Origin of the sequence: Streptomyces sp. XM83C (assembly GCF_023072675.1) — a bacterium.
Classification (GTDB): Bacteria; Actinomycetota; Actinomycetes; order Streptomycetales; family Streptomycetaceae; genus Streptomyces; species Streptomyces thermocoprophilus.
Window position 1 is genome coordinate 1 of record NZ_JALLGL010000199.1, and the last position, 11,341, is coordinate 11,341.

11 protein-coding genes and 1 pseudogene are annotated in these 11,341 nt (G+C 72.7%); 2 read left to right on the forward strand and 10 right to left on the reverse strand.

Annotated elements, in window-relative coordinates:
• From cysD to MTQ10_RS21050, 10 genes are all read right to left on the reverse strand, one after another.
• A partial coding sequence (gene cysD, locus MTQ10_RS21010) for a sulfate adenylyltransferase subunit CysD (protein WP_247470496.1) occupies nucleotides 1-610 on the reverse strand: 610 nt, incomplete at its 3' end.
• Entirely contained in the window at nucleotides 607-1,245 is a 639-nt protein-coding gene (gene cysC / locus MTQ10_RS21015; protein WP_247470499.1) for an adenylyl-sulfate kinase, read from the reverse strand. The genes cysC and cysD, both read right to left, overlap by 4 nt.
• The gene (locus MTQ10_RS21020; RefSeq protein ID WP_247470504.1) at nucleotides 1,242-1,952 is read right to left on the reverse strand and encodes a phosphoadenylyl-sulfate reductase; all 711 of its coding nucleotides are present in this window, start codon (nucleotides 1,950-1,952) and stop codon (nucleotides 1,242-1,244) included. Before MTQ10_RS21020 ends, cysC begins: the two co-directional genes overlap by 4 nt.
• Nucleotides 1,949-2,128: a hypothetical protein gene (locus MTQ10_RS21025; protein WP_247470507.1), complete on the reverse strand. Its 180-nt coding sequence runs from the start codon at nucleotides 2,126-2,128 to the stop codon at nucleotides 1,949-1,951. The genes MTQ10_RS21020 and MTQ10_RS21025 overlap by 4 nt, the downstream gene beginning before the upstream one ends.
• Nucleotides 2,125-3,825, reverse strand: a complete 1,701-nt coding sequence (locus tag MTQ10_RS21030; RefSeq protein ID WP_247470510.1) for a nitrite/sulfite reductase — start codon at nucleotides 3,823-3,825, stop codon at nucleotides 2,125-2,127. Before MTQ10_RS21030 ends, MTQ10_RS21025 begins: the two co-directional genes overlap by 4 nt.
• 179 nt (nucleotides 3,826-4,004) lie before the next feature.
• Nucleotides 4,005-4,088 (reverse strand): putative leader peptide, encoded by an 84-nt coding sequence (locus tag MTQ10_RS31715; RefSeq protein WP_343234115.1) that lies wholly within the window; start codon nucleotides 4,086-4,088, stop codon nucleotides 4,005-4,007.
• A 302-nt stretch (nucleotides 4,089-4,390) separates the two neighbouring features.
• The gene (locus MTQ10_RS21035) at nucleotides 4,391-4,963 is read right to left on the reverse strand and encodes a GNAT family N-acetyltransferase (protein ID WP_247470512.1); all 573 of its coding nucleotides are present in this window, start codon (nucleotides 4,961-4,963) and stop codon (nucleotides 4,391-4,393) included.
• A gap of 17 nt (nucleotides 4,964-4,980) precedes the next feature.
• Complete coding sequence (locus tag MTQ10_RS21040) at nucleotides 4,981-6,258, reverse strand: hypothetical protein (RefSeq protein ID WP_247470515.1); 1,278 nt, start codon at nucleotides 6,256-6,258, stop codon at nucleotides 4,981-4,983.
• Between the two features lie 178 nt (nucleotides 6,259-6,436).
• Nucleotides 6,437-7,735 carry a helix-turn-helix domain-containing protein gene (locus tag MTQ10_RS21045; protein ID WP_247470519.1) on the reverse strand — a complete coding sequence of 433 codons (1,299 nt, stop codon included), beginning with the start codon at nucleotides 7,733-7,735 and terminating at the stop codon, nucleotides 6,437-6,439.
• 433 nt (nucleotides 7,736-8,168) lie between these two features.
• A complete protein-coding gene (locus tag MTQ10_RS21050; protein ID WP_247470521.1) occupies nucleotides 8,169-9,803 on the reverse strand; it encodes an acyl-CoA dehydrogenase family protein in 1,635 nt (544 codons plus the stop codon).
• A gap of 125 nt (nucleotides 9,804-9,928) precedes the next feature.
• Here MTQ10_RS21050 and MTQ10_RS21055 point away from each other — a divergent pair, with 125 nt between their 5' ends.
• Complete coding sequence (locus MTQ10_RS21055) at nucleotides 9,929-11,092, forward strand: YihY/virulence factor BrkB family protein (RefSeq protein WP_247470524.1); 1,164 nt, start codon at nucleotides 9,929-9,931, stop codon at nucleotides 11,090-11,092.
• A 122-nt stretch (nucleotides 11,093-11,214) separates the two neighbouring features.
• Nucleotides 11,215-11,341, forward strand: a pseudogene (locus MTQ10_RS21060) (sensor histidine kinase); the annotation flags it as partial.

Genomic DNA, 11,341 nt, shown 5'->3' on the forward strand with positions numbered 1-11,341 from the left:
CGTCCAGCTCGGTCCAGTTGGACAGCGGGAAGACACGGACGTGCTCGCCGGGGGCGTGCCGGCCGTTGTACAGGTTCCACAGCTCGGGCCGCTGGCGGCGCGGGTCCCACTGGGAGAACTCGTCGCGGAGGCTGAACACGCGTTCCTTGGCGCGGGCCTTCTCCTCGTCGCGCCGGCCGCCGCCGAAGACCGCGTCGAACTTCTCCGACTGGATCTTCTCCGTCAGCGGCAGCGTCTGGAGCGGGTTGCGGGTGCCGTCGGGGCGCTCCTTGAGGACGCCGCGGTCGATGTAGTCCTGCACCGAGGCCACGTGCAGGCGCAGGCCGTGGCGGGCGACGGTGCGGTCGCGGTAGTCGAGGACCTCGGGGAAGTTGTGCCCGGTGTCCACGTGCAGCAGCGCGAACGGCACCGGCGCCGGGCGGAACGCCTTCAGCGCCAGGTGCAGCATGACGATGGAGTCCTTGCCGCCGGAGAACAGGATCACCGGGTTCTCGAACTCGCCCGCGACCTCGCGGAAGATGTGCACGGCCTCGGACTCGAGTGCGTCGAGGTGGGAGAGGGCGTACGGGGTGCCCGTGCCCTCCTTGGCGGTGGTGGCGACGGTCGTCATGCCAGTCCCTTCTCGGTCAACAGGGCGTACACGCTTGCCGCGGACTCCTGCACGGTCTGGTTCTGCGACTCGATCCGCAGGTCGGGCGTCTCGGGCTCCTCGTACGGGTCGTCGACGCCGGTCAGTCCGGTCAGCTCGCCGGCGGCCTGCTTGGCGTACAGGCCCTTCACATCGCGGACGGAGCACACCTCGACCGGCGTGGCCACATGGATCTCCACGTACGGCGTCCTGTTGGCCTCGTGCCGCTTGCGGACGGCGTCGCGGCTGTCGGCGTACGGCGCGATGACCGGGACGAGCGCGAGCACGCCGTTACGGGCGAGCAGTTCGGCGACGAAGCCGATGCGCTGCACGTTGGTGTGCCGGTCCTCGCGGGAGAAGCCGAGGCCCGCGGAGAGGAACTCGCGGATCTCGTCGCCGTCGAGCACCTCCACCCGGCGGCCCTCGGCGCGCAGCCGCCCGGCCAGCTCATGGGCGATGGTGGTCTTGCCGGCGCTCGGCAGACCGGTGAGCCAGACGGTGGCTCCGCTCGTCACGTCGTTCTCCTGGATCTCGGCGGTCGCTTCGGTTTCAGCAGTGGCACCGGCAGCTGTGGGTGCGGTGTGGGCGGCCTCGGTGCCGGCGGTGTGCGCGCTCATCCGTGCAGCCCGCACTCGGTCTTGGCGCGGCCCGCCCAGCGGCCGGCGCGGGCGTCCTCGCCCTCCAGCACCCGCCGGGTGCAGGGGGCGCAGCCGATGGAGGCGTAGCCGTCCGTCAGCAGCGGGTTGGTCAGCACGCCGTGCTCGGAGACGTAGGCGTCCACGTCGTCCTGGGTCCAGCGGGCGATGGGGGAGACCTTGACCTTCTGCCGCTTGGTGTCCCAGCCGACGACCGGGGTGTTCGCCCGGGTCGGGGACTCGTCGCGGCGCAGTCCGGTCGCCCACGCCTGGTAGCCCTTGAGGCCTTCCTCCAGCGGCTGCACCTTGCGCAGCTTGCAGCACAGGTCGGGGTCGCGGTCGTGCAGCTTCGGCCCGTACTGGGCGTCCTGCTCGGCGACCGTCTGGCGCGGGGTGAGTGTGATGACGTTGACGTCCATCACGGCCTCGACCGCGTCCCGGGTGCCGATGGTCTCCTCGAAGTGGTAGCCGGTGTCGAGGAAGACGACGTCCACGCCCTTCATCACGCGGGACGCCAGATGGGCGACGACCGCGTCCTCCATGGAGGAGGTCACGCAGAAGCCCTTGCCGAAGGTGTCGGCCGCCCACTGGAGGATCTCCAGCGCGGAGGCGTCCTCCAGGTCGCGTCCCGCCTGCTCGGCGAGTGCCTTCAACTCGTCCGCCGTACGTTCGCTCTGAGCCGTGGTCATGCCGCATCCCCTCCGTCGTCGGCTCGCTGAACGCCCCGGGCGAGCAGCCCGAGGAACTTCAGCCGGAAGGCGCGGTTGCAGGCCGCGCATTCCCAGGCGCCGTGACCTTCCTCGCTGGGCCTGAGGTCCTCGTCGCCGCAGTAGGGGCAGTAGAAGGGCGCTGCTCGCTCGCTCACTTCAGGGCCTCCTCGGAGGCGCGGGCCGCCCAGGCGGCGAACCGTTCGCCGTCGTGGCGTTCGGCCTGGAACCGCTTGAGGACCCGCTCGATGTAGTCGGGCAGTTCGTCCGCGGTGACCTTCAGGCCGCGCACCTTGCGGCCGAAGCCGGGCTCCAGGCCCAGCGCGCCGCCGAGGTGCACCTGGTAGCCCTCGACCTGCTCGCCCTTGTCGTTCAGGACGAGCTGGCCCTTGAGACCGATGTCCGCGACCTGGATACGGGCGCAGGCGTTCGGGCAGCCGTTGAGGTTGATGGTGAGCGGCTCGTCGAAGTCGGGCAGGCGGCGCTCCAGCTCGTCGATCAGGTTGGAGCCGCGCTGCTTGGTCTCGACGATGGCGAGCTTGCAGAACTCGATGCCGGTGCAGGCCATGGTGCCGCGCCGGAAGCTGGACGGCCGGGCGGTGAGGTCCAGTGCCTCCAGGCCCTCGACGAGGGAGTCGACCCGGTCCTGCTCCACGTCCAGGACGATCATCTTCTGCTCGACGGTGGTGCGGACCCGGCCCGAGCCGTGCGCCTCCGCGAGGTCGGCGATCTTCGTGAGGGTGGCGCCGTCGACCCGGCCGACGCGCGGCGCGAAGCCGACGTAGAAGCGGCCGTCCTTCTGGCGGTGGACGCCGATGTGGTCGCGCCACTGCTGCACGGGCTGCTCGGGGGCGGGCCCGTCGATGAGCTTGCGCCCGTCGAGGTATTCGTCCTCCAGCACCTGGCGGAACTTCTCCGCACCCCAGTCGGCGACGAGGAACTTCAGCCGGGCGCGGTTGCGCAGCCGGCGGTAGCCGTAGTCGCGGAAGATGGAGATGACGCCCTCGTAGACGTCGGGCACCTCGTCGATCGGTACCCAGACGCCGAGCCGTACGCCCAGCTTGGGGTTGGTGGACAGGCCGCCGCCGACCCACAGGTCGAAGCCGGGGCCGTGCTCGGGGTGGCGGACACCGACGAAGGCGACGTCGTTGATCTCGTGCACCACGTCGAGCAGCGGCGAGCCGGAGATGGCCGTCTTGAACTTGCGGGGGAGGTTGGAGTACGCCTTGTTGTTGAGGACGCGGCGCTTCATCTCCTCCAGCGCCGGGGTGGCGTCGATGATCTCGTCCTCGGCGATGCCGGCGACGGGAGAGCCGATCATCACGCGCGGGGTGTCGCCGCACGCGGTGACGGTGGACAGGCCCACGGACTCCAGCCGGTCCCAGATCTCGGGCACGTCCTCGATCCGGATCCAGTGGTACTGCACGTTCTGCCGGTCGGTGATGTCGGCGGTGCCGCGCGCGAACTCCTGCGAGATCTCGCCGATGACCCGAAGCTGCCGGGTGGTCAGCGCGCCGCCGTCGATGCGGACCCGCAGCATGAAGTACTTGTCGTCCAGCTCCTCCGGCTCCAGGACCGCGGTCTTGCCGCCGTCGATGCCGGGCTTGCGCTGGGTGTACAGGCCCCACCAGCGCATCCGGCCGCGCAGGTCGCTGGGGTCGATGGAGTCGAAACCGCGCTTGGAGTAGATCGTCTCAATGCGTGTCCGCACATTGAGACCGTCGTCGTCCTTCTTGACCTGCTCGTTGCCGTTGAGCGGGGTGAAGTGCCCGGCGGCCCACTGACCCTCGCCGCGGTGACGGCTCACCTTGCGGCGGGGCGCGGAGGCGGCAGGGTTCTGCGGGGTGGCGGCCATGGTGGATACGTCCTTCGGACAGCGACGGCCGGCGTCGGCGCGCGCGACGCCGGCGCCAGGAGCGGCGGTCGGGTGACGGGCAGGGGCTCTGAGCTGCGCTTTTCAGCGCATACGGGCATGCGTGCGCGTCGTTGCGCAAGGCAGCCAGAGAAGGAGGGAACCGGGGATGCTGCGGGCGGTCAGCGCATCGGACAGATGGCGCTGGACATGCGGCCGAGGTCGACGTGCCGCCGACTCACCAAGGCGATTCCAGTTCCAGACATGGCGGAAGCGTGTCATGGCGATCTGGACACAGTCCACCTTCGTCCAAGATGCGGACACCCTTGTCCCGGAACGTGAGACAAGGGTGTCGTCCGTCACAACCTCCGCACAGGCTCTTGTCGACGCAGGTCAGCCACGGTATGAGGCGGAGGGACGGACCGGAGCCCCGGTAGTGCTCGGGGGGCTCCGGGCGGGCCAAGGGTCCCGGTGGGGGCCCGCAGGTTCCGCAACGGTCCGGGACAGTCCTGGAGGGCCCGGAACGGTCCTGGACGGTCAGGAAGGGTCCGGGAGGGTCCGGGCGCGGTCAGGCGGGGAACGCCCCCGGCCACGGCCCCGGCGTCGGCACGTCCCGCTCCTCCTCCACCTTCGTGTCGAAGAGCCTGAAACCGCGCCGCTGGTAGTTGTCCATCGCGAACTCGCCGTCCTTGCTGCACGTGTGCAGCCACACCCGCTTCGTCTCGGCCAGCCCCGGCCAGCGCTCCGCGAGATCCCACGCCCGCGCGGTGCCGTACGACAGCAGATGACCGCCGATCCGCCGGCCCCGGAACGCCGGGATCAGACCGAAGTACACGATCTCCACGACACCGTCGTCCTGCGCCTCCAGCTCCACGTACCCCGCGGGCGTCCCCCGCTCGTACGCCACCCACGTCTCCACACCGGGCCGGTCGAGATACTCCTGCCAGCGGGCGTACGACCAGCCGAGCCGGTCGGTCCAACGGATGTCCCCGCCCACGGACGCGTACAGGAAACGGCTGAACTCGGGTGAGGGCACCTCGGCGCGCACGATCCGCACATCGCCCTCCGGCGCGGCGGCCGGAAGCAGGTCGGACGGGGACGTCTGTTCGAGGGACCAGGTGGTCACGGGGATGCTTGCCATACCCGCAAGGGAACCATTCAGGCCAGCGACCTGTCGATCGTGCCCAGCCCCAGCGAGAACAGCATCCGCCCCGCCTGCGACCACACCGCGCCCGTGCCGTCGGCCACGGACAGCGGCCCCGCCGGCGCGCTCCAGCACTGGTGCGTGCCGTCCGGCCCGCACTGCGCCGCCGCCGCGCCCTCGGTGCCCAGCCGGCCCAGCATGCCGCGCCCGTCCGCCTCGCCCGTCGCCCGGGCCACATACCAGTCCGGGCCGTTCGCCAGCACCCCGCGCACCCCGGTGACCTTCGTCTCGTACGCCGCCTCGGGCAGCGCCCGGCCGTGCGCGTCCAGCACCGGCAGCCCTCGTCCGGCGGCGTCCAGTGCGACCGGCCAGCGCCACAGCCGGGTCGGCCGGTCGCTGCCGACGGGTACCGACTCGCTCGCCACCAGGGCGTCGGGGGCCGTGCTGCGGTCCAGGGAGATGCTGCCGAGCCGCACGTCACCCGGCATCCGGTACGCGCCCACCGCCGGCAGCACGAACCGGGCGCCCGCCGCCGACCAGCCGCCCGGCACCCGGCCCACGGCCGCGCCGTCCACGTCGGCACGCTGGACGCGGCCCACGTCGTACACGTACAGCGCCCGCCCGTCCGTGCCGTCGGCGGTCACCAGCAGTGTCCGCCCGTACCAGACCATGCCCGTGACCTCGGAGGACAGTGCCCGGTAGTCACGGCCGCCGTCGACCGGCACCGTCAGCAGCGCCCACGTGTAGGCGAGATGGTCCGGGTCGTCGGCGTCGACGACGGCCAGCCGCGCCGCCCCCGCCTCACCGTCGCGCTCCGGCCCCGACCAGGCCGACAGCAGCACCCGCTCGCCGTCCCAGCGCCCGTCGGCGGAGTCGCCCGGCGCGGTGACCGCACCCGGCCGCAGGGAGGCGGTGTCGGCGGCGTCGAAGCAGTACGCGCGTGTGGCCGCCGGTGCCGCGGGCAGCGCCCGCTTCTCGTCCGACGTGCACTCCTGCGCGCCCCGCAGGGTGTGGTCGGCGCCGGCGAGGACCTCGCCGACCCCCACGGGCCGGCCCATCGCCGCGGTCAGCCGGTCCGCGTCCGCCGCGAACACCGGCTCCCGCTCCAGCGTCAGCTCCCGCAGCTCCTCGGCGGAGGTCAGCGCCACCGGGCGGCCCGGGTCGTCGGTCTCCGTGGCCTGGGAGGCGCTGATCATGGTGGCGGCTGCCGTCAACGCGAAGGCGGTCCCGGCCAGGACGGCACGCAGCGCCCTGCCCCGTCTGCGCCGGCGATGTCTCCCGCGATGCTTCATCGTTCCTCCCGAGGCGAGCCAACTGCGCCCGGTGATCCGTAGGTTGGCTGCAGGAGCAGGTGAGGTGACCCGTAGCACGCGATGCTATGTCAGAGCGGCACCGCGGGGAGCGAAGACCCCGGAAAGATACGGAAGATACACCCGAAGCGCCCGTTCGGCGCAGAATGTCCGCCCAGGGTCAGTGGACAGCGACGGAATTACGCCGCCGCACCACACCCGGCGCGGCGGAGTGCGGCAGCAGCGCCCCCGGCTGCTCCGGAAGCACCACCTCCACGTCCGCGCCCTCGCGGAAACGATACGGCCGATGGTCCAGGAACTCCCCGAGATACCGCCGCACCCTGGACATCTCCGCCCGCACCGTCACCGTCCGCGCCGGATCCCCGAACATGCCCTCCGCCAGCTCGGCGGCGCTCAGCCCGACCCGGTGCACCGCCAGCAGATACAGCAACTCCGCATGCCGCGGGCTCAGTTCGTGCGTCCACGAGCCCGCACCGCCGGACACCGTCACCGTCCACCGCCGAGGCTGCGACACATCCAGCACGATCCGCGTGCCCCCCTCCGGCAGCACCTCGCCCGGCGCGTCCACCGGCCGCAGCAGCCACCCCTCGGCCAGCGGCTCCACCGCGCACACCCCCAGCGACGGCAGCCACCGGCGGCCCGGCGCCAGCGACTTCGGCAGCCCCACCCGGCTCGTGTACGGCATTCCCGACACCGCCGCCGTCCAGCCGTCCCGGTCCACCGCCACCGCCCGGCCCCCCACCCGCGCCAGCAGCGGCGCCGCCGTCGCCCGCAGCCGCTCCAGGGACTGCACATGCATCTCCCGCAGCCGCGCCTCCGCGAGCCGCGCCACCGAGTCCACCCACGCCAGCGTCGCCGGATGCATCGTCTCCAGCGGGCCGCTCACATCGACCACGCCCAGCATCCGCCCGTCCCGCGGATCGGTGATCGGCGCCCCCGCACATGTCCACGAGGCATGCGAGCGTACGAAATGCTCCGCCGCGAACACCTGCACGGGACGCCGCACCACGGCCGGTGTGCCCACCCCGTTGGTGCCGACCACGTCCTCCCGCCAGTCCGCGCCCGGCTCGAAACCCAGCCCGTCCGCCTTGCGCAGCACCGTCGGCGAACCCTCCCGCCACAGCACCCGCCCGTCGGCGTCCGCGACGACCATGATGTGCTGCGCGACGTCCGCCACCGACAGCAGCCCCTGCCGCAGCACCGGCAGCACATGCCGCAGCGGCGACTCCTCCCGCCGGCGGCGCAGCTCCTCCTCCGGCAGCAGCCCCGCCCGGAAATCGTGGTCGGGGTCGACGCCGCTGCGCAGCATCCGCCCCCAGGACTCCTCGATCACCGGCCGCGGCGGGATGCGCGTGCGCCGCCCGGCCAGCGCCGCGTCGCGCACCTTGGCGAGCACCCGCGCGGCGCGAGCCGCGTCGACGGCGGCGAGGTGCGTCACGTTGATCGGCGGATTCGCCACTGGGTCCTCCCGAGACGGGCCGTACCACCCGGATGTCAAGCCCTGCGGCCGACGTTTTCCGGTCCTGTTTCCACGCATTCGGTGTGCGCCCCCATCTTGCCGCCCCACGGTGACGGAGGGACACACTCCGGTCACAACGGGCCCACCGGTTGCAACCCCCTGCAACCCTGGTGGGAGCCCCCACAATTGCTTGAAACTTGATGCACGCCGTCCCGAGCGGCGTGAACCGGCCCCTTCGGGGGCCGTAGCGGCGGGGGTGGTGCCGTGTCGGCGCAGCACCACCCCCGCGCTGCTCCACGACCTGCCGCGCGCCCGCACTCCGGCGCACGCGCCTCCCGGCCCTTCGCGCCCCGGCCCTCGCCGCTCGGCTCCCGATGGGGCCCCCGGCGCCTTCGTGTCCCGCCCCAGGGTCCCCTCACCGCACCGCGCCCCCCTACTCCACCGGCCGGGCCCGCTCCACCACACCCGCCAGCGCCCGCGTCGACGGCAGCGTCCCGAACCCCGCCCCGCCGTCCCCGCCCAGCCGCGCCCCGCAGAACGCGTCCGCGACCTCCGCAGGCGCGTACCGCACCAGCAGCGACCCCTGAAGAACCAGCGCCAGCCGCTCCGCCAGCCGCCGCGCCCGCCCCTCCACGCCCTCCAGATCCCCGAGTTCGGTCAGCAGCCCCTTCGCCGCCGCGTCCAGCCGGTGGTCCGCGCCCCGCGTACGCCCGATCTCCACGAGGTACGCGTCCAGCGCCCGCGGCTCCCGCCGCAACGCCCGCACCACATCGAGCGCCTGCACATTGCCCGCGCCCTCCCAGATCGAGTTCAGCGGCGACTCCCGCACCAGCCGCGGCAGCCCCGACTCCTCCACATAGCCGTTGCCGCCCAGGCACTCCGCGGCCTCCACCACCACCGGCGTGCACCGCTTCGTCACCCAGTACTTCGCCGCCGGCACCGCCAGCCGCAGCAGCGCCCGCTCCTCCTCGCCCCCGTCGTCGTACGCCGCCGCCAGCCGCATCCCCAGCGCCGTCGCCGCCTCCGACTCCACCGCCAGATCGGCCAGAACATTGCGCATCAGCGGCTTGTCCACCAGCCGCGCCCCGAACGCCTCCCGGTACGAGCAGTGGTGCACCGCCTGCGCCACCGCCTGCCGCATCAGCCCCGCCGAGCCCAGCACACAGTCCAGCCGGGTCGCCGCGACCATCCCGATGACGGTCGCCACCCCGCGCCCCTCCTCACCGACCCGCCGCGCCCACGTCCCGGCGAACTCGACCTCGGCCGACGCGTTCGACCGATTGCCCAGCTTGTCCTTCAGCCGCTGCAAGAGGAACGGGTTGCGCGTGCCGTCCTCCAGCACCCGCGGCACCAGGAAGCACGTCAGCCCGCCCGGCGCCTGCGCCAGCACCAGGAAACCGTCCGACATCGGCGCCGAACAGAACCACTTGTGCCCGGTCAGCTCGTACTCCCCGTCCTCGGCGAGCGGCCGGGCGACGGTCGTGTTGGCGCGGACGTCGCTGCCGCCCTGCTTCTCCGTCATCGCCATCCCGAACAGCGCGCCCGCCTTCAGCCGCGCCGGCCGCAGCTCACGGTCGTAGATCCGCGACGCCAGCCGGGGCTCCCACTCGGCGGCGAGGTCCGGCTCGGCGCGCAGCGCCGGCACCGCCGCGTGCGTCATCGACAGCGGGCAGCAGGTGCCCGCCTCCACCTGCGTCCACACCAGGAACGCCGCCGCCCGCCGCACATGCCCGCCCGGCCGCCCCCACGCCGACGTCAGCCCCGCGGCGACGCCCTTGCCGAGCAGCCGGTGCCACGCCGGATGGAACTCCACCTCGTCGATCCGGTGCCCGTACCGGTCGTACGTCCGCAGCCGCGGCGGGACCTCGTTCGCCTGCGCCGCCCACTCCTGAAGCTGCGCCGACCCCGCCGACCGGCCCAGTGCCGACAGCCCGGCCCGCGCCTCGTCCAGCAGATCGGGGTCCAGATGCCGTTCGACCGCCTCGGTCAGGGCACGGTCCGTGCCGTAGACGTCGTAGCCGGTCAGCGGCTCGGGCTGGTTGCTCACGGTGTGCGTGCTGCCTGCCATGTCCCGCAACCTACCCGCCGCGACGCCGCCCATGACCGGCCCGACACGGCCGGACCCCGGCACCCGGCCGCCCCCGCCCCACCTGGGGTGTGAGTGCACCCGTCCACGGCGGATACCTTTAGGGCGTGCAGCCAGCAAGTCAGTCACCCGAGCCGTCACCGAGCCCTCACGGCCGCCTCCACCGGGCGCGCGCCCTGTACCGGAACGTCTCCAAGCGCAGGACCGCCTGGCTGCTGCTGAAAGACACCGTCAACTCCTGCATCGAGTACCGCATCCTCGGGCTCGCCGCCGAGGCCGCGTTCTTCACCCTGCTGTCCGTGCCGCCCCTGCTGCTCAGCCTCATCGGCCTGCTCGGCTACGTCGACGACTGGACCGGCACCGACACCATCAGCAGCCTGGAGACCAACCTCCTCGACGCCTCCCGCACCGTCCTGTCCGACAAGGGCGTGCAGCAGATCGCCCAGCCGATCCTCGACGACGTCCTCAACGGCGGCCGGCCCGACGTCATCTCGATCGGCTTCCTGTTCGCCCTGTGGTCCGGCTCCCGCGCGGTGAACGTCTTCATCGACACCATCACCGTCATGTACGGCCTCGACGGCGTCCGCGGCATCGTCAAGACACGGCTGATGGCGTTCCTGCTGTTCGTGATCGCCCTGCTGATCGGCTCGGTGGCGCTGCCGCTGATGGTCGCCGGACCGGACGCCGTCGTGCGGGTGCTGCCCTGGTCGACGACGGTCGTGCAGGTGCTGTACTGGCCGGTGGTGCTGGTGCTGTCCGTCGCCTTCCTCACCACGCTCTACCACGTGTCCGTGCCGGTCCGCTCCCCGTGGATCGAGGACGTGCCCGGCGCGCTGGTCGCCCTCGCGATGTGGGTGCTCGGCAGCTTCCTGCTCCGCCTGTACCTGCAGTCCACCATCGAGGGCGCCACGATCTACGGCTCCCTCGCCGCCGCCGTCGCCGTGCTGCTGTGGATCGGCGTGTCCGCGTTCGCCGTGCTCGTCGGCGCCGCCGTCAACGCGGCCATCGACCGCGTCTGGCCCGCCGCCGCGACCGCCGCGGCCCGCGCCGCCAACGAACGCGCCCGGCAGGAGGAACTCGCCGAGTACGCCGCCGCCCTCGCCGCCTACCGCGCCCAGGACGACCCGGACGACGACGCCGCCGACATGCCCTCCGAGTTCCCGGAACGCTGGTCCCGCTTCCTCCCCCCGGAAGACGTCACAGCCCGCCTCCGCACACACCCCCGCCAACCGACCAAACACACCGACCACACCACCCCGGACGACAAGTGACCAGCCGCCCGACAACCCCACCGACCCGCACACCGGCGACCCGGGGCCGCATGCTCGCGTAGCTGCGCGCAGTCGGGGCGCCGGGGGCGCATGCCGACCCCGCCCGCACTCCCCGGCAGGGCACCGAGGCCGCCCTGGCGTGGGCGCTGCGGGAGGCCGTCACCAACGTCGTACGGCACAGCGGCGCCGACCGCTGCACGGTCGAGGTGCTGCGCCGCCAGACCCTGGACGGGCCCGTGCTGGAACCGG